This is a genomic window from Streptomyces sp. SM1, assembly GCF_002910825.1.
Lineage (GTDB): Bacteria > Actinomycetota > Actinomycetes > Streptomycetales > Streptomycetaceae > Streptomyces > Streptomyces okerensis.
In genome coordinates this window covers 1-23,150 of sequence record NZ_NEUB01000112.1, presented here as the reverse complement: position 1 = coordinate 23,150, position 23,150 = coordinate 1, and the positions used below count along the sequence as shown (strand labels likewise).

The following is a 23,150-nucleotide window of genomic DNA, read 5'->3' as shown; positions in this document are numbered from 1 at the left end:
ATCTCGAAGTGCACGGTGGCGACGCCCGGTCCGTGTTCGCCGGTGGCGCGGGCGTCGCACACCTCCTTGGCCATGCTCCGCCAGAACGCCTCCGTACCCTCGACGTTCACGTTGGTGTGGAGGTAGACGCACTCGTAGCCGGGTGTGTCCGCGACGAAGTCGCACGCCGCCGCGACCAGGGTTCGCGCGAGGCCCAGGCGCCGGTACTCCGGGCGCACGTAGACGCGGACCAGTTGGGCGGTGGTGCCGGACGGATAGCGTTCGGCCAGCCAGCGGGGATGGGGCGGGTGCGCCGGGCCCTCGGACCGCACGCCGGTGGTCGCGACCACCTCGCCGTCGTGGACGGCCACGAGCAGGAGATGCCGCGGGTCGTCGAGGTACGTGCCCTGAATGTCCATCACGTCCCGGTGCCACGCGGGCACGTAGCCGTATCCGAACTCCTTGTAGAACGTGTCGAGCATGACGCTGCGGGCGCCGTCGACATCCGCCGGCGTCGCGGGACGCACGGTGCAACCGGCGGGTGTGCTGTGACTCATCACGGGATCCTTCCGCATCGGGGCCTCACCATAGCTAGATGAAAACGACTTTCACAAACTTGAAGCCTCCGAGCCACCTGACAATGAAAATGATTGCCGATAGCGTGTTCACCGCACGGCCGGCCCGGACCCTCCTGTCGGAGGTGCCTTCTGCTGCCCTGACACCGGGGCCGCGCCGCACGACATGACACGAAAAGGGGAGTTGTGGCTCATCTGCTGGTGGTCGAGAGCTGGGTCGGATCGATGAGCAGGCTGCTCCCCCGGGCCGTAGGGGAGGGCGGACACGAGTTCACCTTCCTCACCCGCGATCTGCACCACTACCTCCGTTCGGCACCCGAGGGCGTGACGCACCCGCTGCTCGGGGCACGCAACGTGATCACGGCGGACACCAACGACAGCGATGCCCTGCTGCCCCGGGTCGAGCGGCTGCACGAGGTGTTCGGGTTCGACGCGGTGGTCACGTCCTGCGACTACTACCTGCCGACCGTGGCCCTGGCGGCCGACCGGCTCGGACTGCCGGGACCGGACCCCGAGGCCGTCGGGAACGCCTGCCGCAAGGACGCCACCCGGCGCGTCCTCGCCGCTGCCGGCGTGCCCGGGCCGCGGTTCGCGGTGCACGAGGAGCGGGCCGACCTCGCACGGGCGGCGCGGGAGATCGGCTACCCACTGGTGGTCAAGCCGGTCGACCTCTGCGCGGGCATGTACGTACGCAGGGTGGACGACGAGGAGCAACTCGGCGCCGCCGTAAAGGCGCTGGCCGACTTCCCGGTCAACGCGCGCGGGCAGCGGCGGGCGCCCGTGGTGCTGCTGGAGGAACTCCTGGACGGACCGGAGGTGAGCGTGGAGACCGTTTCCCACGCAGGCGCGGTCCATGTGGTGGGCGTGACCGACAAGAGCGTCGGCGGAGCGCCCGCCTTCATCGAGACCGGCCACATGTTCCCCGCCGCCCTGCGGGCCGCCGAGGCCGCAGCCGCGGAGCAGACCGCGCTCGACGCGCTCAAGGCGCTCGGCCTGACCGACGGCGTCGTCGCGCACACCGAGATCAAGCTCACCCCGGCGGGCCCGCGCGTGGTCGAGGTCAACCCACGGCCCGCCGGCAACCGCATCACCGAACTCGTACGCCACGTCACCGGCATTGATCTCGCCGCCGCCTTCGTGGACGTCTCCCTGGGCCGTGCCCCCGACCTCCGGCGCACGGACACCGGGCTGCGCAGCGCCGCGATCGGTTTCCTCGTGCCCGACGCCGCGGGCACGCTCGCCGCCCTGGACGGCACCGCTCACCGGACCGCGCCGGGCGTGCTGGAACTGGAACTCGCCGACCCCGGCAGGCAGGTGAGGGCGGCGGGCAGCAACAACGAGTACCTCGGTCACGTCATGGCGGGCGACCCGGACGGCACCGGCGCCCGTGACCGGGTCGAGGCCCTGCTGGGTGAGCTGCGGACCGGGCTGGTGATCCGATGACCTCCACCACACGGCCGTCCGCCCGTGTGACGGCCTACGACACGCTGCTGGACCAGGTCCGGGCGGGTGAGCTCGGCCCGGATCCGGCGGCACGGCGGATCTCCGTGGCCTTCACCACGCGGCAGGCCGTACGGCACGACGGGCGCGGCACCGGGTACCGCAACGAGGTCCTCGGTCTGCGCCTGGCCGAGGCCGTCGGCAGCTGCGCGGTCGAACCCGGGACTCTGCCCGACAGCGCGGTCGAGGAATGCGTCGGCGCGAGCGTGGCCCGGCTGCTGGAACACCCGCTGCGGCCGGTGCGGGTGGCGGCGCTCGATGCCTACCTGATGCACGTCACCCCGCACACCCCGGACAACGGGGCCCGGCCCTTACCGCTGCCCGCCGGGACGTCACTGGAGAAGTCCCGCGCCCGGGCCCGGGCGGTGACCGAGCTGCTCGACCTGCCCCCGGGATCCACGGTGCTCGTGGTCGGCGTGGTCAACTCCCTGCTGGAGGCACTGCGTACGCGCGGACTGGGCTACGTCCCGTGCGACCTCAAGGGCGGGGTCACCGAGTGGGACGAGACGATCGTCACCGACGCGCTCGCCGAGGCGGGCCGGTGCGACGCGCTGCTGGTGTCCGGGATGACGCTGGGCAACGGGACATTCGAGCCACTGCGGGAGCACGCGCTGCGCCACGGCAAGCAGTTGGTGATGTTCGCCCAGACCGGCAGTGCCGTGCTGCCACGCTTCCTGGGCCACGGGGTGAGCGCCGTGTGCGCGGAGCCATACCCCTTCTTCTGGCTGGACGGCGGTCCGGGCACGCTCCACCGCTACCTCACCGGCGGCCCGGGAGACGCCCGGTGACCGCGACCGCCGCGACGACCGCCACGGCCCGGACCGCCGCCCACCCGGAGCTGCTCGCCCTGCTCGGCCGAACGCCCGTCGTCCGCATCACCGCCGGCCTGCCGGGACCGCACCCCGGCTTCTGGGCCAAGCTCGAAGGGCTCGCCGCGGGCGGCATGAAGGCACGGCCCGCCGTGTCCATGTTGCTGGGAGCCCGTGAACGGGGCGAACTGCAGCCCGGCGCACCGGTGGTGGAGTCCACCTCCGGCACCCTCGGCATCGGGCTCGCCTTCGCGGGCCAGGCCCTCGGCCACCCCGTCGTACTGGTCGGCGACAGCGAACTGGAGCCCTCCATGCGCCAGCTGCTGCGCGCCCACGGTGTGCGGCTGGAGATCGTGGACCGGCCCGCACCCCGGGGCGGCTGGCAGGCGGCGCGCCTGGCACGGCTCCGGGAGCTAGTGGCCGAGCTGCCCGGCGCGTACTGGCCCGACCAGTACAACAACCCCGAGAACACCGCCGGTTACGCCTCCCTCGCCGCGGAGCTCGCCGTCCAGGTCGAGCACCTGGACATCCTGGTGTGCAGCGTCGGCACCGGCGGGCACAGTGCCGGGATCATCGGTCCGCTGCGCCGCCACTGGCCCGCGCTGCGGCTGATCGGTGTCGACTCCGTCGGCTCCACCATCTTCGGCCAGCCCGCCCGGCCGCGGCTGATGCGCGGACTGGGCAGCAGCATCCACCCGCGCAACGTCGCCTACGGCGCGTTCGACGAAGTGCACTGGGTCGGCCCGGCAGAGGCGGTGGACAGCTGCCGCCGCCTGGCCCGTGGCAGCTTCGTCACCGGTGGCTGGAGCACGGGCGCCGCCGCCCGGGTCGCCGCCTGGGCGGCCCGGGTGCACCCCGGCGCGGTCGTCGCCACCGTCTTCCCCGACGGGCCGCACCGCTACCTCGGCACCGTCTACGACGACGACTTCGCCACCGCCCACGGTCTCGACCCCGCCACGGCGGCCACCCGGCCCGTGGAGATCCCGTCCCCGCAGGCGGCCGAGGCCACCGGCTGGGCTCGGTGCACCCGCGTCACCGACCCGCTGAGGGCGGCATCCCGCCCGGGAGGGAACCCGTGAAGGCCGGCACCCGCACCGTACGGCTCGAACTCACCGAGCCGCTGCGCATATCCCGCTCGACGATGTCCGCCCGCGAGGCCGTGTGGCTGAGCATCGAACACGAAGGCCTCACCGGCCATGGCGAGGCCGTCAGCAGCGTCTACTACGGCCTCGACGCGAAGACCCTGGAACGGCTCCTCGCCACCGCCGGCGCGGACCTGGACCGCCACTCCGGTCCCGAGGACGCGCTGGAATCCGTGCGCGTGGGTGAGCTCAGCGGCGGGAGCACTCCCCCTGCCGTGCGTGCCGCCGTCGAGGCCGCGCTGTTCGACCTCGTCGGCAAACGCGCGGGCAGCCCCGTCCACCGGCTCCTGGGCGCCGCGAAGGCGCCGGTGACCGCCACGGCCCGCACCATCGGCATCACCCCGCCCGCCCACGCGGCGGCAGAGGCGGGCCGGCTCGCGGCCGCCGGCTTCGAGGTCATCAAGGTGAAGGCGGGCTCCCCCGACCCCGAGGACGACATCGAACGCGTCCGCGTCGTCCGCCGCGCCGCGCCCCGCGCCCGGCTGCTCCTCGATCCCAACGGTGCCTGGACCAGGGCCCGGGCCGAGGCGCTGCTGCCCCGCTTCGCCGACCTGGGCGTCCATGCCGTCGAACAGCCCCTCGCCCCCGGCGATCCCGAAGCGCTGGCCGCCCTGGCCGAACGCTCACCCCTGCCGGTCATCGCCGACGAGGACGCCGTCGGTCTGGAGGACGTACGCCGCCTCGCCGGCCGCGTCCACGGGGTCAACGTCAAGCTCGCCAAGTGCGGCGGTGTGCACGCGGCCCTGCGGATCGCCGAGTCGGTCGCCGGCAGCGGCACCGGGCTGATGCTGGGCTGCCTGACCGCCAGCAGCCTCGGTCTCGCACCCGCCGTGCACCTCGCCGACCGGGCGCACTGGGCCGACCTCGACGGACACCTGCTGCTCGCCCACGACCCGTGGACCGGTATCGGGGGCGAGGACGGCTTCGTACGGGCGGGCGACCGGCCCGGACTGGGCGTCGAGCCGCGGAAGGCACGCCGTGCAGACATGGCATGAGATACGCCGCTTCCCGCTCGCGGTCCAGCTGCTGCTGGTCAACCAGTTCGGCGTCAACACCGGCTTCTACCTCCTCATCCCCTTCCTCGCCACTCACCTCACCGAGAACCTCGGCATGTCGGCCGCCGTCGTCGGCGTCGTCCTCGGCATCCGCAACCTCAGCCAGCAGGGTCTGTTCGTCGTGGGAGGTTCCGCCTCCGACCGGCTCGGCGCACGCGGCGTCATCATCGCCGGCTGCGCCCTGCGCACCCTCGGGTTCGCGCTGTTCGCACTCGGTGACGAACTGCCCGTGCTGCTCGCCGCCTCGGTTCTCAGCGGCTTCGCCGGCGCGCTGTTCAACCCGGCCGTACGGACCTACATCACTCAGGAGGCCGACGTACGCCGGGCCGAGGCGTTCGCCCTGTTCAACGTGTTCGCCGCCACCGGTGCGCTGGTCGGGCCGCTGCTCGGCAGCGCGCTGCTGCTCGTCGGCTTCCGCACGTCGGCCCTGACCGCCGCCGGGATCTTCGCCGTCCTCACCGTCGCCCAGGCCCTGGTCCTGCCCGCGCGGAAGGCCGGGCCGGGCCGGGGCACGGTGCGGGCGGACTGGAGGGAGGTCCTCGGCAACCGGCCGTTCCTCGCCTTCGCGTGTGCCATGGCCGGGATGTTCACCCTGGAGAACCAGCTGTACCTGCTGCTGCCCGACGGCGCCCGGCAGGCAACCGGCTGGGACGGCGCCGCCGGGCTGGTCTTCGCCGTCGGCGCCCTGGCCGGTCTCGCCCTGCAGCTGCGCGTCACCCGTGCCCTGAAGGCACGCGGGCAGCGGGGGCGCTGGATCGCCGCCGGCCTCGGCCTCATGGCGCTGGCCTTCCTGCCGCCCGCCCTGGTGGCCGACGTCTCCGGCGGCCCGGACGGCGCGCTGGACGGGGCGCTGCGCGTCCTCCCGGTGCTGGCCGGCGCCCTGTTGCTCTCCCTCGGCGTGATGGTGGCCCAGCCGTTCGTGATGGAGCTGATCCCCGGCTTCGGCCGCACCGAGCTGACCGGCACCTACTTCGGGATCTTCTACGTCGTCTCCGGCATCGCCGCGGCCGTGGGGAACACCGTCGTCGGCTGGGCCATGGACACCGGGGAACGGAGCGGCGCCCCGTGGCTGCCGTGGGCGTGCTGCGCCCTGTTCGGACTCGCGTCCGCGTCCGGGGTGGCACGGCTGCGCCGACGGGGATCGCTGCCCGTACCGCCGAAGCCCGCCGTTCCCGCGACGGCGTGAGGAAGGACACCGACATGACGTCCACGAGGACCGCCCGTGCGGACAACCTGCTGACGGACAACCCCGAGCTGTACGAGGCCCGCTTCCCCGACCCGGTCCGGCTGGCCGGGCGCTGGACGGAGGACTGCCTGCGCCGGCACGGGGCGGGCCCCCGTGTGCTGGACGTGGGCTGCGGCACCGGACGCGACGCCGCCCACCTGCACGGCGCCGGCCGGAGGGTGACCGGCGCCGACCTCTCCGAGGCGATGCTCGCCCATGCCCGCACCCATCACCCCGGACCCGACTACGTCAGCGCCGACCTGCACGGATTCGACCTCGGACAGGGGGTGTTCGACGCTCTCGTGTGCCTGGACAGCGCTCTGTTGTACTGCCACACCAACGACCAGCTCGACGGCTTCCTGTCCTCGTGCCGCCGCGCACTGACGGCGGGCGGTCTGCTGGTCGCCGAGATGCGCAACGGCGCGTACTTCCTCGGCCGTACCGACCTGCTCGGCACGCCCACCGCCGGCGAGTTCGCCTGGCGGGGCACCGTCCACCGGTCGACCACCACCCTCACCGTGGACCGGGCGGCACAGCTCCTGCGCCGCACGCGGGTGTGGACCGCGGGCGACGGCTCGGAGCCAGTCGAGCAGCGCTCCGCGTGGCGGCTGCTGTTCCCCCAGGAGCTGCGCCGCCTGCTGACGGCGCACGGCTTCGAGGTCCTGGAGCTCCACGACGGACCGGGCCCGCGCACGGAACCGCCGTGGCGCGAGGGGCTTCTCCCCGGCCGCACGGCGGACGCCGACCGGCTGCACGTGGTGGCCCGCCTCACCGGGACCGCCACCGCCCCGTCCTGACACACCCCGACACACCCCTGCTTGCCGACAGATCACACACATCGAGGAACCCTCATGCACGACGCATCGCACCACCCGCTCACCGCCGCGGACACCTCCGCGGACCGCTTCGGGGGCCTGCGCCGCCGCGGCTTCCTGGCCGCCACCGGTGCCGCCTCACTCGGCGCGTTCTCCGTCGCCGGCTGCGCCGGCACCGAGGACAGCGACAGCGACAGGAAGGGCGACGGCACACCGAAGCGGGGCGGTCGGCTGCGCGCCGCTTTCGCGGGTGGCGGCGCCGGGGAGACGCTCGACCCGCATCTGGCGAACCTCTTCGCCGACGCGGCCCGCGCCAAGGCCCTCTTCGACAAGCTCGCCGACTACGGGCCCGATCTGTCCGCCCGGCCGCGCCTCGCCGAGAAGTGGGAGGCGAACAGGACGCTGGACCGCTGGCGGGTCACCCTGCGCGAGGCGGCCTTCCACGACGGCAGGCCGGTCACCGCCGAGGACGTGCTGCACAGTTACCGCCGCATCGCCGACCCGAAGCAGGCGTTCCGGGCCAGGGCGTCCCTGGAGCCCATCGACCTCCGGGCGAGCCGTGCCACGGGACAGCGGTCGGTCGAGTTCGTCCTCAAGCGGCCCACCGCCGAATTCCCCAACATCCTGGCGGCGTTCGGCGCGTACATCGTGCCCGGGAACGCGACCGCGTTCGACCGGCACCCGATCGGCTCCGGACCGTTCCGCTTCGTTTCGTTCACCCCGGGCCGTTCGGCCGTCTTCCGCCGCAATGACGACTACTGGGACGGTGCCCCGTACCTGGACGAGATCGAGTTCGTCGTCGCCAACGAGGAGTCGGCCCGCGTCAACGCCCTCCTCGGCGGCCAGGTCGAGTACGCCCACGAGCTCAATCCGGCCACCGCCCGCGCCCACGAGGACGGAGGACAGATCGCGATCGTGCGGTTGCGGGGCAGCGCCATGCAGGCGTTCTGCATGAAGACCGACCGGCCGCCCTTCGACGACGAGCGGGTGCGCCAGGCGTTCTTCCACATCGCCGACCGCCAGGAACTCGTCGACGCGGCACTGTCCGGCGCGGGCGAGACCGGCAACGACCTGTTCGGCAAGGGCTACGAGTACTACGCCGACGGCCTGCCCCGACGCGAGCAGGACCTCGACAGGGCCCGTGCCCTGCTCAGGCAGGCGGGAGCCGAGGACCTCAGGGTCACCCTCAACACCTCGGCCGTCGCCTCCGGATTCACCGAGGCCGCCAGCGTCTTCCGCGACCAGGCGAAGAAGGCCGGCGTCACCGTCGACGTGAAGATGGGCAGCAAGGACTCGTACTGGAGCGACATCCTCGACAACGGCACCCTGTGCTGTTACCGCTCCGGCGCCATGCCCATCGAGGCCCACATCTCCCAGCGCCTGCTCACCGACTCCACCACCAACGCGACCCAGTGGCGGCACAGGGACTTCGACGCGCTCTACCAGCAGGCGCAGTCCACCCGCGACAAGCAGGACCGGGCCGCCGTCTACGAGCGCATGCAGCGCCGTCTGTACTCCGAGGGCGGCTTCCTCATCTGGGGGTTCGCCGACTGGATCCTCGGAACCGCGCGCGACGTCATGGGCGTCGCGGCGAACGCGCCCGCCAACACCCTCGACTGGGCACGCTTCGACAAGGTATGGCTCGCGTGAGCGGACTGCGCTCCTTCGTCGCCCGGCGGCTCCTCCTCGGCGCCCTGCAGATCGTGGCCGTGGTGCTGCTGGTCTTCGCGCTCACCGAGGCGCTGCCGGGCGACGCCGCCGTCGCGCTCGCCGGGGACCAGCCCGACCCGGCCCGTATCGAGGCCATCCGCGCGGCCATGGAGCTGGACCGGCCCGCGTGGGAGCGGCTGGCCGACTGGGTGGCGGGGCTGCTCCTGCACGGCGACTTCGGCACCTCCCTGACCTCCGGCCGCCCGGTCGGCGAGTACATCACCGACGGCTTCGGCCCCACCCTGCTGCTGGCCACCCTCACCGTGGCGCTGCTCGTGCCGGCCGGATTCGGACTGGGCGTGCTGGCCGCCCGCCACGAGGGGCGGATCGTCGACCGGGTGATCAGCTCGGTGACCCTCGCCGTGTACGCGGTTCCCGAATTCGCCCTCGGCGTGCTGCTGGTGACGGTGTTCGCGCTCCAGCTGGGCTGGCTGCCGCCGACCGCGGTCGGCTACGGCACCGATCTGCTCGGTCATCCGTCCGCTCTCGTCCTGCCCGTCCTCGTGCTGCTCTCCCGTCCCGTGTGCTCCCTGGTCCGCCTGGTGCGCGCGGGCATGATCGACGCGCTGGCCTCTCCGTACGTGGCGCAGGCCCGCCGCTACGGCGTCGCCGGTGTCCGCGTCCGTTATGCGCACGCCCTGCCCAACGCCCTCGCCCCCGCCGCGCAGCAGCTGGCCCGGACCATCGACTGGCTGCTGTGCGGTGTCATCGTCGTGGAGACGCTGTACGTGATCCCGGGCCTGGGAACCGTTCTGCTGGGGGCCGTCGCCGAACGCGACGTACCCGTCGTCCAGGGACTCGCCGTGGTGTTCGGCGCGCTGACCGTCGCCCTGAACCTCGGCGCCGACGTGGTCGCCCACCGGCTCGCTCCCCGGGCGGGGGTGGCGGCGTGAGGAATGCGCGCGGGGGCCGTTTCGCGCTCGGGGCCGTGGTCGTCGCCGTGCCTCTCGTGCTGGCCCTCATCGGTCCCGCGCTCGCGGGTGAACCGGGCCCGAGAGCGGCGTCGTTCACCCTGGGCGACGGTCACCGGCTCGGCACGGACTTCGTCGGCCGCGACGTCTGGCGGCAGGTGCTGCACGGCGGCCGCCCGGTCGTGCTGACCGCCCTCGCCGCCACCGTCCTGGCCTACCTCGTGGCGCTGCCCGTCGGCCTGTTCGGCGCGCTCACCCGCCGCCGCCGGGTGGAGGAGCTGCTGATGCGGCCCCTGGACGTCCTGCTCGCCGTGCCCTCACTGCTGCTGATCCTGCTCGTCGCGACGGTGTTCTCACCCGGCGCGGTCGGGCTCGCCCTGCTGGTCGCGGTGGTCAACGTGCCCGATGCCGCCCGCCTCGTACGGGCCGCGGCCACGGAGATCGCCGCACGCCCTGCCGTGGAGGCCCTGCGGATGCAGGGCGAGACGTGGTGGCGCACGGCCGTCGGCTACGTCGGCCGCTCCATGCTGCGCACCCTGGCCGCGGACGCCGGGACCCGGCTCACGGGTGTGCTCTACCTGGTCGCCACGGCAGCGTTCCTCGGTGTCGGTGTGGCGCCCGACGCCGCCGACTGGGCGGTCATGGTCGACCGCAACCGCACCGGCCTGTTCGTGCAGCCGTGGGCCGTCATCGTCCCCGCCCTGCTGATCGTCGCCCTGACGACGGGCACCAACCTCCTCTTCGACGCCGCGCTGGACAGGGGCGCGAGACGGGGCGCGCCCACCCGGACCCCCCGGACCAGGGCCGTGGGCACCGGCGTACGGAGCAGGGCAGAGAAGGAAGCACGTCCGTGAACCAGCGAAGCGACACCACCGTGCGTCCGGTGGCCGAGATCCGCGACCTGCGCGTCGAGGTCGGCGGCAGGGCGATCGTCGACGGGGTCAGCCTCAGGGTGCTGCCCGGCAGGGTCACGGCGCTGGTCGGCGCCTCGGGCAGCGGCAAGACCACCACCGGGCTCGCTCTGCTGGGTGAGTACCCGTGTGACGCCCGGGTCAGCGGCGACGTGCGCCTGGCCACCGACGACGCGGTCGGCTACATCCCCCAGCACCCGGCGGCCGTGCTCAACCCCGCCCGCCGGGTCTCCGCCCTGCTCACCGACATCGCCCGCTCCCAGGTGCGGCACCTGCCCCGCCGTCAGCGGCGGGCGGCCGCACGCGAACGCGTGCTGCGTGCCCTCGCCGAGGCCCAACTCCCGGAGGGCGAAGCGCTGCTGAGGCGCCACCCGCACCAGTTGTCCGGCGGTCAGCAGCAACGCGTCGTCCTCGCACAGGCCATGCTGCTCGGCTCCCGTGTCGTCGTCGCCGACGAGCCCACGACCGGCCAGGACGCCCTCACGAAGAGCGGCATCGTCGACCGGCTCGCGGCCGTCGCGGCCCGCGGCATCGCCGTCGTGCTGCTGAGCCATGACCTCGACGTGGTCCGGGCGCTCGCCGACGAGGTGGTGGTCATGCGGGCGGGCAAGGTGGTCGAGTCGGGACCGGCCCGGCGCGTATGGCCGGCGCCCCGGCACCCGTGGACCCGGGAACTGCTCAGTGCCGAGCGGGAATTCCCGGAACCGGACGGTCGGGCCGGTGCCGGACGGACGGTCCTGCGGATACGCGGCCTCACCGCCCGCCACCGGACCGGCGCCCGCTCCACGACCGTGGTGCTGCGCGCCCCCGAACTCGACCTGCGCAGCGGGGAGTCGCTGGCACTCGTCGGCCGCTCCGGCAGCGGCAAGACCACGCTCGCCCGCTGCCTCGCCGGCCTCCACCGGGAGCACGACGGCGAGATCCTCCTCGACGGTGTCCCGCTGCCCGGCAGTCTGCGCGACCGCAGCCGCGCACAACTCGCGGCCGTGCAGTACGTCTTCCAGGACGCGGCTGCCGCCTTCGACGAACACCGCCCGGTCGTCCACCAGGTCGCCCGTACCGCGATCCGCCTGCGCGGCATCGACGCGAAAGCGGCGGAACAGGAGGCGCTCACCACTCTGAACCGTCTCGGCCTCCCGGAGGACCAGTCCCGCCGGCGCCCCGGCCGGCTCTCCGGCGGCGAGCTCCAGCGCGCCGCCCTCGCCCGCGCCCTGCTCGCCCACCCCCGTGTCCTCGTCTGCGACGAGATCACCTCCGGGCTCGACACGATCACCCGCCGAGGCATCCTGGACACCCTCACCGCACTGGTCCGCGAGCGCGAGGAACTGTCCCTGGTACTGATCACCCACGATCTCGACGTCGCCGCCCGGGCCCGCCGTATCGCCGTCCTGGAGGCCGGAGAACTCGTCGAGCAGGGGCCGGCCCAGCTGATCCTGCGCGCCCCGAGTCACCCTTTCACCGTCTCCCTCATGAGGACGGCGGCACGTCCGGCCGCGGGAACGGGGCTTTGACGTGCGGCCGTCGACGGCATGTCCGGTCCTCGGGGCCGCGGACCCGCCGGCGGCCCGACCGGCTCGGCGAGACCATGAGCGCCGGGCCGTGGCAGGGCGCCGGTCAGACCGGGCTGCCGTCCGTCCGCACGGGAAGGAGGAGGGGGCGTTTGGCGGTACGGCCGTCTCCCGAGGACCGGCCCCTCAGGCGCCGGACGAGCCACGGCCCCAGGAAGCCCGCGGCCCAGCGGAGTTCGGTGGCGGCGTACCGCCCGGTGGGCAAGGGGGGCGGGGGCAGCGGATGCGTCCAGGTGTCGTCGCTGCCCGGGAGGCGCAGGGCGTGGGCGAGGGCGGCGGCGATGCGCTGGTGGCCGAGGGAGCTGGCGTGGAGCCGGTCGGTGCTCCACAGTCGGGAGTCGCTTGCCACGGGGTGGAGGGCGGTCTCGGCGACGGTGACCCCGTGGCGGCGGGCGGCCTGGCGGATCCGCTCGTTCAGGGCGGTGACGCGTGGGACCAGAGGACGGGCGAGAGTGCTGATCCGGGCGGGGTCCGGGATGGTGATCGTGGCCACGTGGACGCCCTGGGCGGTGAGCGCGGCGAACATGGTCTCCAGATGGGCGGCGACCTCGTCGGCGTCGAAGCGGGGCCGCAGCAGATCGTTGACGCCGGCGACGACGGTGGCCAGGTCGGGCCGCAACGCGAGGGCGGGGGCCAGCTGTTCCGCGCGGATCTGTGCGGCGAGGCGGCCTCGTACGGCCAGGTTGGCGTACTGGAGGGCAGGCTCGTGCCGGGCGAGCTGTTCGGCGAGGCGGTCGGCGAAGCCGCGCAGGCCGGTACTGTCGTCGCCGTCGCCGAGGCCCTCGGTCTGGCTGTCCCCCAGGGCGACGTAGCGGAGATACGCCGTCTCAGTGCCGGGCACGGGCCTGCCGCCTCTCCTCGAGGACGGCGATCGTGCGCGTGCACCAGTCCCGGTTCTCCTGCTCGAAGGCCACCCCGCGCAGACAGGTCAGGTACGGGCCGATGCGGTCGCCGTGGCGCAGGAACTCCTCCTCCGTACGGTCGCCGCGCAGACGGCGCAGCAGTGCCCCGAAGAGAGCGATCTTGGCCTGGGCCATGCCGGCGCGTTCGGTGAGCTGGGCGACGAGCGCGGCGGTGTCGACGCGGTCGGCGGCCTGGACCTTGACGAGCAGGTCGTCGCGGATGACGGCCGGCTTGGCGGAGGCGGCCGTGAAGGCCTCCAGCTCCGCCAGGCCGGCGTCGGTCACCCGGAACAGCCGCTTGTTCGGACGGCCCTCCTGTGCCACCTCCCGGCCGGCTACCAGCCCTTCCTTCTCCAGCCGCGCCAGCTCGGCGTAGAGCTGCTGCGGCTGGGCGTACCAGAAGTTGGCGACGCCGACGTCGAACGCCTTCGCCAGCTGGTAGCCGCTGAACTCTCCCTCGATCAGCGCCGCCAGCACGGCGTGCCGTAGTGCCATGGGGTCCGCTCCTCGCTCCCTCTGTGCTTCCTCTGTCGCCTTACCGGCCCTTCATGATAGTCATAAAAATGACTACTCACATTCATGACTATGCAAGGGTGGCCCCATGAACACCGCAGACCGTTTCCGCGCAGCCGTCGCCCACCGGGACCTCGCCGCCCTGGAGGACCTGTTCACCGACGACATCCGCCTCTACAGCCCCGTGAAGTTCACGCCCTTCGAGGGGAAAGCGGCGGTGATGGGACTCTTCGGGGTGCTGCTGCGCACGTTCGAGGACTTCCGCTACATCGGTGACCACACCGGCACCGCGCAGACCAGTTCCGACGCCACGACCGCGCCCTCCGCGGTGCTGCTCTTCCGCGCCAGGGCCGGCGGCAAGGACATCCACGGCATCGACCTGCTGCACTTCGACGACGACGGCCGGATCAAGGAGTTCACCGTCATGGTCCGGCCCCAGTCGGCCGTGCACGCCCTCGGCGAGGCCGTCCTCGCCGGCCTCGCGGCGGAATGACGCCCCTTGTATGGTGCGCCGATGGCAGCGATCAAGCAGTTCCAGGTCACGTTCGACTGCGCGGAACCCGAGCGTCTCGCCCGCTTCTGGTGCGAGGTGCTGGGGTACGCCGTGTCTCCGCCGCCGGCGGGGTTCGCCACCTGGGGGGATTTCAACCGTTCCCGGTTTCCCGACGATCAGGGTTCGTGGTGCGCCTGCGGTGATCCCTCGGGTGCGGGCCCGCGGCTGTTCTTCCAGCGCGTCCCCGAGGGCAAGGTCGCCAAGAACCGGTTGCATCTCGACGTGAGAGTGGGCACCGGGCTCGTGGGGGAAGAGCGCCTGGCCGCGCTCGAGGCCGAGTGCGCACGGCTGGTCCCGCTCGGCGCGGTGCGCGTGCGACTCCTGTACGACGGCAACGACTCCTGCATCGTGATGCGGGACATCGAAGGCAACGAGTTCTGCCTCGACTGACCCTTCCCGAGCAGCCGAGCGCTGCCGCCTCGCCACTCACACCGTACTGTTCCACCCGTGCCTCGATGCGTACACCATGGTGACGACCGAGGCGGCAGCCCGCTGCCCGGTCCCGCGGAGGACGGCTGGGTGCACGCGAGGCCGCCGCGGAACGGGTGATGTCTCCTCGGTACTCGGATGGGTCACCGACCGCTGCGTCGGCACGTTCCGGCAGCCGTGGACACACCCGCCGGCCTGCGGCTGAGCGGCCGGGGCCGGGGTCTCCGCGGGGAGCGCGGTGTGCCTTCACCACTGCCGGGTCCTCGACACGCCCGTCAGCATGGGGAGACGGAACTCGCCGTGGACGGTCTCCGAGGTGTTCGCGAGGAAGGCGCGGATTCTGTGCAGCGTGGCTTTCCGTTCCGGTTCCGGCATGACCAGCATGCCCGCGCGCGTCGCCAGGGTCGCCACGAGCGAGTCGGCGGTGCGGCGCTGCCCGTGCGGGAACTCGGCCTGCTCCGGGGAGCCGAATCGGGCGGCCGCGTCCGGCTTCGGCAGGTGTGCCCCGGCTGTCCCCGCGCGCCAGCTGGTGCGTGTGTCCCGCGGTCCGACGGCCGCGCTCCCGCTGACCCGCGCCAGCCCGGCAACCCACTCGACCCGGTCGTCCAGGATGTTCCACAGGCCGGCCAGGATGCCGCCGGGTGCGAGGACCCGGGCGATCTCGGGGCCTGCGACGGCCATGTCGAACCCGTGCATGGCGTTGCCGGCCAGTACGGCGTCGACGGACGCGTCCGGAAGCGGAATCGCCTCGGCGCTCCCCCGCAGCGCGGGGGAGCGCCGGCAGGGAGCGGCGCAGCTCGGTCAGCATCGCCGGGTCGGGCTCGACCGCGACGACGTCGGCACCCAGCGCGACCAGGGTGCCGGTCAGCTTGCCGGCTCCGGCGCCGAGATCGAGCACCCGCGGGCCGGGCGCGGGCTCCAGCGCCCAGCGCACCGCCGACCGCGCGTAGTCCGGGCGGTTCTCCGTGTACGCGGTCGCCGCGCGGCCGAACGACGAAGCGTGCGGCGGCTGTTCGTCGTCAACCATCGTGTCACCGTACCGACGCCGGCAGAGGCCCGCCAGACCACCCCGCCACTGCCAGGGGCAGGGCGAGGCGGGGCAGCCGGTGCGGATGCCGGGAGTGAGGACCGCCCACGACGACGTCGAGGACCCGGGGTCAGCGACCCCGTGCGGACCGGATCCGGGCGAGCCACTCCCTGCCCAGCCGGCGCCCGTCCGGGAACTGGTCGTCCCGGTCCCAGCGCCACGCGGTGATCATCGCCAGCACGAGGAGCCGGCAATCCCGCAGCAGGTCCGGATCGGCGCCCGGGTAGTGGGCGCCGGCCTCTTCGGGCGCGTGGGCCAGGTCGAATTCGACGGGCCCACGGCAGCATGTCTCGAAGTCGATGAACAGCGGCCCGTGCTGTGTGGCCAGCACGTTGCCCGGGTGCGGCTCGCCGTGCAGCAACTGCTCGGCGCCACCGTGCTCGCCGATCCGTCGTGTCAGGTCGCGCAACGTGTCGACGAGAAGTTCCCGATCCGCGCCTGCGAGGTCCGGAGTGAGGTCGGAGTCCGCCACGAGTCGTCGGGCCTGCTCGACCCGGTCCGTGTACCGAGGCGACGGGACGTCGAGTTCTCGCATGCCGGCGTGCAGCCGCGCGAGCGCGTGGGCGTGGCCGGCCGGTGAGACCTTACCGGGGGCGGGCTCGTAGTAGGTCCACAACGTGACGGCGAAGCCGTCGCGCTCATGGACGCGTGGCTCCACCCGGGGGTCGAGAGCGGCTACGGGGCACCCCGATGCGGCCAGCTGCCGGGCGAGTTCGATCTCGAACCGTGCGACCTGGTGCGCCATGGGTGCCACCCGGGCCAGGACATCACCCGGGAGCAAGCGCAACGTGAGTTTGTTCGAGTCGTGGAGAACGATCGCGTCGTCGGCGGTCAGGCCGAGTGATGTGGCGGTCGCCATGGCCGCGGCCGTCGCACGCGGGACCTCGGACGCCTGCATCGTCGCCCAACTCCTCTCCCGCGCCGCTGCCGGCGCGCAACCCGGCGCACTCTAACAAGTCGTCGGCGCCGCGGAGTCGCGGGCGGCGCTCGGCGCACCGACGGGTGCCGGGCAGGTGTCCTGAGGGCGCGGGCCCGGTCCGGCCGGCAACCGGGCCGGTGCCGCTATTTGATCAGGGCGTTGGCCGCGATGATCACCAGGCCGATGAACATGTCTCCGGTCGCGGCCCGCAGGGAGGCCGGCCGGCCTCGGCCCGCGCGACGCGCCGTCCACCCTCCGCCGGCCGCGAGGAGCAGGGTGTTGAACAGCAGGGCGACGTTCACCGCGTCGCTCTCGCTCCACCAGGAGGGCACGGCCGTCAGCAGCAGCACGACGGTGGGACCGGCCGCCGCGACGACCGGCCACTCCGCGATCATGGCGCGCAGCCCGACCCGGACACCGCTGCGCTCGGCCGGCATACGGTGCGCGAGAACGTGGGCGTACCCGTGGGCGGCCGCGGCGGCCACGGCGGTGAACAGGACCCATACGGCGTCCGATCCGGGGTCCGTCTGCTCGTCCGGGGAGTCGAGCGCGGCCGCCAGCGCGCTGGCCAGGACAAGTCCGTAGACGCCGCTGAGCAGTCGCGGTTCGGGCGGTTGCCGACCCGTGGTCCGCGGGGCGGCCGGCTGGGGGAATCGGTCTGCGGGGTGGTGCATCGCTACGGCCTCCGGTGGGGGGTGGGCCCAGGGTGGTACGGCGCCACGTCCGACGACCGGAGCGGTACGCGAGCGTGTGCCGTGCTTACGGCTCAACTTCTGAGACGCGCGGAAGCAACGCTCCCGGGCCGGCCGGCGTGCGAGTCGCGGTGCCCGGCGCCTCGCGGAACAATGGCTTGCGGGCCGGCTGCCGCACACCGGTCCGGAAACCGCGCGCTGAGACGTGGTCTCACGTGCCGACGTCACCAAGGAGACAGTCATGTCCTCGAAGAGGCGCCGCAAGAAGAAGGCGCGCCGCAACCACCCGGCGAACCACGGGAAGCGTCCGCAGTCCTGACCCACCGGTGGGCTTCCCCCGTTCGCCGACGCGACGCCGGGGCGCATCGCCGGACGGCGGTGGCGCCCCGGCGGGTCGGACCAGTGGACGGACCTCTGTCACGCTGTAGGACATCGACGCGCGGAAGCCCATGCCCGCGCGGACGGGGCAACGTCCGCCGGCTCCTCGCCCGGAGCCTCGAACTGCTCGATCCCACTGCTCCCGCGCCGGCCGTCTCGTCCGACTCCGGTGCGGGAGGACCGTAGGGGCGACGGCACGTCGGGCCGGTGGGGCCGGACGGGTCGTCAGGGGGCCGCAACGAGGCACGGCCCAGCGTGGAGCGGTGGGGTGCCAGGTAGGCCCGGAGGACGTCGCCGGTCATGAGCGACGCGTCCGCGACGGTCATCGCGAGCTGCCGGGTCAGCAGGTCGTCGAACGCCTCTTGCGACATGCTCATGCAGTCGTCCAGGTGCTCGTCGATGATCCGGCGCCAGGTCGGGGAGGGCCACGAGTCGTAGCTGACCGAGTCGATGACCAATAGTCGCCGCACGCGCTCGGGACGGGCGACGGCGAAGCGCAGACCGATGGCGCCGCCGATGTCGTGCGCGACGATGTCGGCCCGGTCGATGTCCAGCGCGTCGAGTAGGTGCGCGAGGAGGTCGGTCTGGGCGGCGACCGACGTGTCGCGGTCCACCGGGCGCTCGGAGCGGCCGTAGCCGAGCAGGTCGTAGGTGACGGCCCGGAAGCCGCCCGCCTCGATGTGCGGCACGACGTCGCGCCATTCGTACGAGTGGGAGGGCGTGCCGTGGATGAAGATCACGGGCATTCCCCGGCCCTGGTCCCGGTAAGCGAGGCGTACCCCGTCGACGACGATGTTGCCGGTCAGGAGGGTCATGGAGGCTCCGGAGAAGGGCTGGACGGCGTGGTGGGGGGGACGGCCGGCGGCGCGGGGTCCGCTGCCGCGGCCTATACCAGGTAGACCAGTCTGCCTAGTGAAGTCGAGGTGTGTGATGCGGGAGGCGGAGCGGGCATCCGCCGCCGGGAGGCGGCGGCCGGCCCGGGAGCGGGTCCTCGCCGCGGCGGCGCGGCGCTTTTACGCCCACGAGATCACGGCGACCGGTATCGACACGATCACCGCCGACGCCGGTGTGGCGAAGATGAGCCTGTACAACAACTTCTCCTCCAAGGCCGATCTTGTCCTGGCCTACCTGGACGCCCGGCATGAGGAGTGGCTGACGCGGTACCGCTCACGACTCGAGCGGGCCGAAGGTCCCGGTGACGGGGCGCTCGCCGTCTTCGACACCTACATCGAGAGTGCCGATTCCGCCCACGAGGAGGCGTTCCGCGGGTGCGGACTGCTCAACGCCGCCGCCGAGTTGCCCGTCGGGGACGAGGGGCGGGCGCTGGTGCGCCGGCACAAGGAGGAGGTCGAGCGTCTGCTGGCCGGGCAGGTCGCGGTGTTGCTGCCCGGGCGTGCCGACGCGGCTCGCACCACGTCGGAGCATCTGGCGTTCCTCCTGGAGGGCGCCATGGTGCGTGCCGGCCTGGAAGGCGACAGCGGTCGTCTGCGGCGGGCCCGCGCCATGGCGGCCCGTCTGCTGGAGTCGATGTGACGCGGCCCGCCCCGGAACGGGGTCCCGCTCGGGCCCCGGTCCGGGGCATGGAGACGAGACGAACCGGGCGGCCGCCCTTCCCGGGGCCGAGCGCGGTGCCGAACTCGCCGGTGGTGCTGCCGAGTCCGGGGCGATGCCCTGTTCACCGCCCGGCGGGGGCCCGGTGACGGCCCCGGTGGGCGGCGTCATGTCGACGGCCCCCTGCCGGCGCCCATGGCGGGCATCCCGTCCGTGCCGGTCGTCCGCGCGTCCTCAGAGGTACGTCACGTCCACGTCGCTGTGCAGCACGTCGTGGTCCGAGTACGGGGTGTCCCACACGCGGTGCCGGAGCGGGGCGATGCCGCGCAGGAAGATGTAGTCGAACTTGCTCCGCCAGTCGGTGGTCGGTGTACAGGCGCCGGAGTCCGAGGGACGGCACAGGGGATCGGTGTCCTCGGCCAGCTTCCATATCCCGGCGAGTTCGGGGGTGTTCGGCACCGCGTTGAAGTCCCCGAGCACGATGGCGCGGTCGTGCCGGGCGATCTCCGCGGCGAGTACGCCGGTCTGCTCGATCCGGAACTCCTCCTGGCGGCGCTCGGCGAGATGGGTGTTGAAGACCCGGACGGGCCGGTCCCCCACCAGGGTGGTGACGGCCATGTAGCCGCGGTCCTCCGATCCGCCGTCGGGGTATTCCTCGTTCACCCGGTCCGTCATCGGTGCCGCCGACAGGATCGCCTGTCCGTAGCCGCCGGGATTCCACGGCGCTCCCCCGCAGCGGCCCCAGTTCTGCAGCACCGCCCCGTACTCGACGTGGTACACCAGCCCGTGGGTGTTCTCCAGATGGTCCCTGATCTGCGCGACGTCGCGTTCGCACGCCTCTTGCAGTCCGACGACCTGGGGAGCGAACCTGGCGATCTCCGACGCCCGGTCGGCGTTGCCCTCGTCACAGGGGTTGCACAGGTTCCACGTCATGACCCGGTTGGGCACGACGTCCTTCACGGGACCTGCGGACAGTGCCTCGGAGGAGAAGAACCCGTTCGGTGCGCTCGGTCCGAGGAGCACCATGAAGGCCCCGACCACCGCGACCGCCAACAACCGCGTGCCTCTCTCGAACACCTTCGCCTCCCCGACGAACCGCCCACGGGATCTGACCGCTCCAGACACGAGGTTAAGCGACGCGGTCGGGCAAAAGGCCACGGTGTGCTCGTCGGGGAAACGGTACTGCCCGTACGACCAGCGGGTGCGGGGCCCCTCGGCGGGGGACGAGGTGGGGTACTTCGGCCGGCCACAGGCACGAGCCGGCTTCGGCGCTCCGGAGAGCGCGAGGGCCGGCGCCACGGGCGCCGGCCCTCGCGGGGAAACCGTGTCAGCGTCTGCGGGACCAGCCGGCCCCGATGCCCGCCACGTGCAGGGCCAGGGCGGTCAGCCCCAGCAACATGACGTTCACCGAAGAGAACACGTCGTTGGTGCCGATCTCCGCCGCGTTGATCAGGAACGCGATGAAGAACAGCACCGCCGCGATGATACCGAGCATGAGCGAGCTCCTCTCGTCAGGATGAAGCCCGTATGCCCAGTCATCGCGCTCACAGACCCGTGGAGCGCGAGGGACCGCGAATTCTCCGAAGAGGCAGTGAAGTTGGACGCGGCGGTCGGTGACGCGCAGCAGCTGCCGGCCGGACCGCCGCGGAGACGCGTGCGGCTCGGCCCGTGCGCGCGTGTGCCGTGTCGTGGCCCCTTGCCCGAAGACCGCGTGCCGTGTGCCGTGTGTCGTGTGCCGGACGGCTCAGCGGGCGGCGATGAGCTCGAGCGTGTCGATCACGCGGTTCGAGAAGCCCCACTCGTTGTCGTACCAGGCGACCACCTTGATGTGCCGGCCGTCCACGCGGGTCAGGGCCGAATCGAAGATGGACGATGCCGGGTTGCCGGTGATGTCGGACGACACCAGCGGGTCCTCCGAGTACTCGAGCACTCCGGCGAGCGGTCCCCGCGCCGCGGCCCGGTAGGCCTCCAGCACGTCCTCGCGCGTCACGTCCCGGGTGACGGTCGTGTTGAGCTCGACGATCGAACCCACCGGGACCGGTACCCGGATCGAGTCCCCCGACAGCTTGCCGTCGAGGCCGGGCAGTACGAGACCGATGGCCTTCGCGGCGCCCGTCGTCGTCGGCACGATGTTGACGGCTGCGGCGCGGGCCCGGCGGGCGTCGCGGTGCGGACCGTCCTGCAGGTTCTGCTCCTGGGTGTAGGCGTGCACGGTCGTCATGAACCCGTGCTCGATGCCCGCGAGTTCGTCGAGGACCGCGGCCAGCGGTGCGAGCGCGTTGGTCGTGCACGAGGCGTTGGAGACGATGCTGTGCAGTTCCGGGTCGTAGGCGTCGCTGTTCACGCCGTACGCCAGCGTGATGTCGGCGCCGTCCGACGGCGCGCTGACCAGGACCTTCTTCGCGCCCGCGTCGAGGTGGGCCCGAGCCGCCTTCGCGGAGGTGAAGCGGCCGGTCGCCTCCAGTACGATGTCGACGCCGAGCTCGGCCCACGGCAGCGCGGCCGGCTCCCGCTCGGCGAGCACCGTGACACGGTGGCCGTCGACGACGAGAGCGTTCCCGTCGACGGTGACCGGCCGGCCGAGCCGGCCCGCGGTCGTGTCGTAGGCGAGCAGCCGCGCCAGAGTGGCCGGTTCCGTCAGGTCGTTGACGGCCACGACCTCCAGGGTGGTGTCGCGCTCGAGCAGCGCGCGCAGCACGTTGCGTCCGATGCGGCCGAATCCGTTGATCGCGATGCGAGTCATGTGGGTGTCCCTTCGTCTCGTCCCCTGCCAGCATCGCGCTCGGCACGCCCTCGTGGCAGCGGCACGATCGCCATGGTTCGAAAGGATCGCGCCCGCCGCGGTCGGGCCCTATTCGCCCCGGGCGAAGGTGCGCCGGTACTCGCTCGGAGTGGTGCCGAGGATCCGCTGGAAGTGCAGGCGCAGGTTGGCACCCGTGCCCAGGCCGACGTCGGCGGCGATCTGCTCGACACCCAGCTGCGACCGCTCCAGCAACTCGCGGGCCGCGTCGATACGGGCGCGCATCACCCATTGCATCGGCGTGTAGCCCGTGTCCTCGACGAAACGGCGCGAGAACGTACGCGGGGAGACCGCCGCGTGCCGGGCGAGCGCGCCGAGGGTGAGGGGTTCGCCGAGTCGGCGCAGCACCCATTCCCGGGTGGCGGCGAATCGCTCGCCGAGCTGCTCGGGCACGCTGCGCGGGACGTACTGGGCCTGGCCGCCGCTGCGATAGGGCGCCGCGACCAGGCGCCGCGCCGCGTGGTTGGAAGCGGCGACGCCGAGGTCGCCGCGCAGGATGTGCAGGCACAGGTCGATGCCCGAGGCGGCGCCGGCCGAGGTCAGGACGCTGCCTTCGTCGACGAACAGCACGTTCTCGTCCACACGGACCGACGGGTGCCGGGCCGCGAGCGCCCGCGTGTAGTGCCAGTGGGTCGTGGCCCGCTTGCCGTCGAGCGCTCCCGTGGCGGCCAGCGCGAAGGCGCCCGTGGAGATGGCCGCAAGCCGTGCGCCCCGCCGATGGGCGGCGATCAGCGCCTCGACGACGGCCCGCGGCGGATCCTCGCGGTCCGGGAACCGATAGCCGGGGATGAAGACGATGTCTGCCCATTCCAGCGCTTCGAGCCCTTGGGCGACGTGGTACGACAGACCGTCGCCCCCGGCGACCGGCCCCGGGGCGGCGCCGCACACCCGCACCTCGTACGGCATGCTCGCCCGGGTCGTGAACACCTGGGCGGGGATGCCGACGTCGAGGGGCTTGGCTCCTTCGGAGACGAGGACGGCGACGCGACGCAGGCGGGAAGCGGACACGGAGGGAAGCGTAGGCGAACCGCGGGACGGGTCCCGGTATCGGGGCCGCGTCGCGAAGGGCGGCTTGGGGCCGCGTCGCGAGGGCGCCCGAGCGCGGCGGGTGCCCGTGTACTGCCGT

At 72.9% G+C, this 23,150-nt stretch carries 24 protein-coding genes; 13 read left to right on the top strand and 11 right to left on the bottom strand.

Going from position 1 to position 23,150, the window contains the following annotated elements; genetic code table 11:
• The coding region (locus B9S61_RS02405; protein WP_103540698.1) for a GNAT family N-acetyltransferase at positions 1-536 on the bottom strand (536 nt) is incomplete at its 3' end.
• Positions 537-740: 204 nt separating this feature from the next.
• On the opposite strand from B9S61_RS02405, the gene B9S61_RS02400 reads away from it, so the two are divergent.
• From B9S61_RS02400 to B9S61_RS02355, 10 genes are read left to right on the top strand one after another with little or no spacing between them, the layout of a single operon-like run.
• Complete coding sequence (locus B9S61_RS02400; protein WP_181007203.1) at positions 741-1,997, top strand: ATP-grasp domain-containing protein; 1,257 nt, start codon at positions 741-743, stop codon at positions 1,995-1,997.
• Positions 1,994-2,842: a Rossmann-like domain-containing protein gene (locus B9S61_RS02395; protein WP_103540694.1), complete on the top strand. Its 849-nt coding sequence runs from the start codon at positions 1,994-1,996 to the stop codon at positions 2,840-2,842. Before B9S61_RS02400 ends, B9S61_RS02395 begins: the two co-directional genes overlap by 4 nt.
• Positions 2,839-3,942, top strand: coding sequence for a PLP-dependent cysteine synthase family protein (locus B9S61_RS02390; protein ID WP_103540693.1), 1,104 nt, complete (start codon positions 2,839-2,841; stop codon positions 3,940-3,942). Before B9S61_RS02395 ends, B9S61_RS02390 begins: the two co-directional genes overlap by 4 nt.
• Positions 3,939-5,000, top strand: a complete 1,062-nt coding sequence (locus B9S61_RS02385) for a dipeptide epimerase (RefSeq protein ID WP_103540692.1) — start codon at positions 3,939-3,941, stop codon at positions 4,998-5,000. The genes B9S61_RS02390 and B9S61_RS02385 overlap by 4 nt, the downstream gene beginning before the upstream one ends.
• A complete protein-coding gene (locus B9S61_RS02380; RefSeq protein ID WP_103540691.1) occupies positions 4,984-6,246 on the top strand; it encodes an MFS transporter in 1,263 nt (420 codons plus the stop codon). The genes B9S61_RS02385 and B9S61_RS02380 overlap by 17 nt, the downstream gene beginning before the upstream one ends.
• Positions 6,247-6,260: 14 nt before the next feature.
• The gene (locus B9S61_RS02375) at positions 6,261-7,082 is read left to right on the top strand and encodes a bifunctional 2-polyprenyl-6-hydroxyphenol methylase/3-demethylubiquinol 3-O-methyltransferase UbiG (protein ID WP_103540690.1); all 822 of its coding nucleotides are present in this window, start codon (positions 6,261-6,263) and stop codon (positions 7,080-7,082) included.
• Positions 7,083-7,136: 54 nt separating this feature from the next.
• Positions 7,137-8,750, top strand: a complete 1,614-nt coding sequence (locus B9S61_RS02370) for an ABC transporter substrate-binding protein (RefSeq protein WP_103540689.1) — start codon at positions 7,137-7,139, stop codon at positions 8,748-8,750.
• Positions 8,747-9,703 (top strand): ABC transporter permease, encoded by a 957-nt coding sequence (locus B9S61_RS02365; RefSeq protein ID WP_103540688.1) that lies wholly within the window; start codon positions 8,747-8,749, stop codon positions 9,701-9,703. Before B9S61_RS02370 ends, B9S61_RS02365 begins: the two co-directional genes overlap by 4 nt.
• The gene (locus tag B9S61_RS02360; RefSeq protein WP_103540687.1) at positions 9,700-10,575 is read left to right on the top strand and encodes an ABC transporter permease; all 876 of its coding nucleotides are present in this window, start codon (positions 9,700-9,702) and stop codon (positions 10,573-10,575) included. Before B9S61_RS02365 ends, B9S61_RS02360 begins: the two co-directional genes overlap by 4 nt.
• Positions 10,572-12,143, top strand: coding sequence for an ABC transporter ATP-binding protein (locus B9S61_RS02355; protein ID WP_258039514.1), 1,572 nt, complete (start codon positions 10,572-10,574; stop codon positions 12,141-12,143). The genes B9S61_RS02360 and B9S61_RS02355 overlap by 4 nt, the downstream gene beginning before the upstream one ends.
• Before the next feature lie 103 nt (positions 12,144-12,246).
• Here B9S61_RS02355 and B9S61_RS02350 read toward each other — a convergent pair whose 3' ends face one another.
• Both B9S61_RS02350 and B9S61_RS02345 read right to left on the bottom strand, forming a co-directional pair.
• Positions 12,247-13,041 (bottom strand): SGNH/GDSL hydrolase family protein, encoded by a 795-nt coding sequence (locus B9S61_RS02350; protein WP_103540686.1) that lies wholly within the window; start codon positions 13,039-13,041, stop codon positions 12,247-12,249.
• Positions 13,028-13,597 (bottom strand): PadR family transcriptional regulator, encoded by a 570-nt coding sequence (locus B9S61_RS02345; RefSeq protein ID WP_103540685.1) that lies wholly within the window; start codon positions 13,595-13,597, stop codon positions 13,028-13,030. Before B9S61_RS02345 ends, B9S61_RS02350 begins: the two co-directional genes overlap by 14 nt.
• Before the next feature lie 106 nt (positions 13,598-13,703).
• On the opposite strand from B9S61_RS02345, the gene B9S61_RS02340 reads away from it, so the two are divergent.
• Positions 13,704-14,108, top strand: coding sequence for a nuclear transport factor 2 family protein (locus B9S61_RS02340; RefSeq protein WP_103540684.1), 405 nt, complete (start codon positions 13,704-13,706; stop codon positions 14,106-14,108).
• A 21-nt stretch (positions 14,109-14,129) separates the two neighbouring features.
• A complete protein-coding gene (locus tag B9S61_RS02335; protein ID WP_103540683.1) occupies positions 14,130-14,558 on the top strand; it encodes a VOC family protein in 429 nt (142 codons plus the stop codon).
• A 285-nt stretch (positions 14,559-14,843) separates the two neighbouring features.
• On the opposite strand, the gene B9S61_RS41995 is transcribed toward B9S61_RS02335, so the two are convergent.
• The 4 genes from B9S61_RS41995 to B9S61_RS41990 form a co-directional block, all read right to left on the bottom strand.
• Positions 14,844-15,278 carry a hypothetical protein gene (locus B9S61_RS41995; RefSeq protein WP_258039513.1) on the bottom strand — a complete coding sequence of 145 codons (435 nt, stop codon included), beginning with the start codon at positions 15,276-15,278 and terminating at the stop codon, positions 14,844-14,846.
• A gap of 476 nt (positions 15,279-15,754) precedes the next feature.
• Positions 15,755-16,582 (bottom strand): phosphotransferase enzyme family protein, encoded by an 828-nt coding sequence (locus B9S61_RS02325; RefSeq protein ID WP_103540682.1) that lies wholly within the window; start codon positions 16,580-16,582, stop codon positions 15,755-15,757.
• 164 nt (positions 16,583-16,746) lie between these two features.
• Positions 16,747-17,277 (bottom strand): hypothetical protein, encoded by a 531-nt coding sequence (locus B9S61_RS02320; protein ID WP_103540681.1) that lies wholly within the window; start codon positions 17,275-17,277, stop codon positions 16,747-16,749.
• 257 nt (positions 17,278-17,534) lie between these two features.
• Entirely contained in the window at positions 17,535-18,488 is a 954-nt protein-coding gene (locus B9S61_RS41990) for an alpha/beta fold hydrolase (RefSeq protein ID WP_258039512.1), read from the bottom strand.
• A 115-nt stretch (positions 18,489-18,603) separates the two neighbouring features.
• On the opposite strand from B9S61_RS41990, the gene B9S61_RS02310 reads away from it, so the two are divergent.
• Positions 18,604-19,206 carry a TetR/AcrR family transcriptional regulator gene (locus B9S61_RS02310; RefSeq protein ID WP_103540680.1) on the top strand — a complete coding sequence of 201 codons (603 nt, stop codon included), beginning with the start codon at positions 18,604-18,606 and terminating at the stop codon, positions 19,204-19,206.
• 252 nt (positions 19,207-19,458) lie between these two features.
• On the opposite strand, the gene B9S61_RS02305 is transcribed toward B9S61_RS02310, so the two are convergent.
• From B9S61_RS02305 to B9S61_RS02295, 4 genes are all read right to left on the bottom strand, one after another.
• Positions 19,459-20,250 carry an endonuclease/exonuclease/phosphatase family protein gene (locus B9S61_RS02305; protein WP_103540695.1) on the bottom strand — a complete coding sequence of 264 codons (792 nt, stop codon included), beginning with the start codon at positions 20,248-20,250 and terminating at the stop codon, positions 19,459-19,461.
• A gap of 301 nt (positions 20,251-20,551) precedes the next feature.
• The gene (locus B9S61_RS40570) at positions 20,552-20,719 is read right to left on the bottom strand and encodes a hypothetical protein (protein ID WP_181007202.1); all 168 of its coding nucleotides are present in this window, start codon (positions 20,717-20,719) and stop codon (positions 20,552-20,554) included.
• A 249-nt stretch (positions 20,720-20,968) separates the two neighbouring features.
• Positions 20,969-21,967, bottom strand: coding sequence for a type I glyceraldehyde-3-phosphate dehydrogenase (gap, locus tag B9S61_RS02300; RefSeq protein ID WP_103540679.1), 999 nt, complete (start codon positions 21,965-21,967; stop codon positions 20,969-20,971).
• Between the two features lie 108 nt (positions 21,968-22,075).
• Positions 22,076-23,032, bottom strand: a complete 957-nt coding sequence (locus B9S61_RS02295) for a GlxA family transcriptional regulator (RefSeq protein WP_103540678.1) — start codon at positions 23,030-23,032, stop codon at positions 22,076-22,078.
• Positions 23,033-23,150 lie beyond the last annotated feature (118 nt).

What these genes read in the sequence shown, in the direction of transcription:
- B9S61_RS41995 (WP_258039513.1), bottom strand. Translation starts at nt 15,278, where the DNA reads ATGGCCGTCGCAGGCCCCGAGATCGCCCGGGTCCTCGCACCCGGCGGC.
- B9S61_RS02370 (WP_103540689.1), top strand. Translation starts at nt 7,137, where the DNA reads ATGCACGACGCATCGCACCACCCGCTCACCGCCGCGGACACCTCCGCG.
- B9S61_RS02335 (WP_103540683.1), top strand. Translation starts at nt 14,130, where the DNA reads ATGGCAGCGATCAAGCAGTTCCAGGTCACGTTCGACTGCGCGGAACCC.
- B9S61_RS02320 (WP_103540681.1), bottom strand. Translation starts at nt 17,277, where the DNA reads ATGCACCACCCCGCAGACCGATTCCCCCAGCCGGCCGCCCCGCGGACC.
- B9S61_RS02305 (WP_103540695.1), bottom strand. Translation starts at nt 20,250, where the DNA reads ATGGTGCTCCTCGGACCGAGCGCACCGAACGGGTTCTTCTCCTCCGAG.
- B9S61_RS02345 (WP_103540685.1), bottom strand. Translation starts at nt 13,597, where the DNA reads ATGGCACTACGGCACGCCGTGCTGGCGGCGCTGATCGAGGGAGAGTTC.
- B9S61_RS02395 (WP_103540694.1), top strand. Translation starts at nt 1,994, where the DNA reads ATGACCTCCACCACACGGCCGTCCGCCCGTGTGACGGCCTACGACACG.
- B9S61_RS40570 (WP_181007202.1), bottom strand. Translation starts at nt 20,719, where the DNA reads ATGCTCGGTATCATCGCGGCGGTGCTGTTCTTCATCGCGTTCCTGATC.
- B9S61_RS02375 (WP_103540690.1), top strand. Translation starts at nt 6,261, where the DNA reads ATGACGTCCACGAGGACCGCCCGTGCGGACAACCTGCTGACGGACAAC.
- B9S61_RS02340 (WP_103540684.1), top strand. Translation starts at nt 13,704, where the DNA reads ATGAACACCGCAGACCGTTTCCGCGCAGCCGTCGCCCACCGGGACCTC.
- B9S61_RS41990 (WP_258039512.1), bottom strand. Translation starts at nt 18,488, where the DNA reads ATGACCCTCCTGACCGGCAACATCGTCGTCGACGGGGTACGCCTCGCT.
- gap (WP_103540679.1), bottom strand. Translation starts at nt 21,967, where the DNA reads ATGACTCGCATCGCGATCAACGGATTCGGCCGCATCGGACGCAACGTG.
- B9S61_RS02325 (WP_103540682.1), bottom strand. Translation starts at nt 16,582, where the DNA reads ATGCAGGCGTCCGAGGTCCCGCGTGCGACGGCCGCGGCCATGGCGACC.
- B9S61_RS02310 (WP_103540680.1), top strand. Translation starts at nt 18,604, where the DNA reads ATGCGGGAGGCGGAGCGGGCATCCGCCGCCGGGAGGCGGCGGCCGGCC.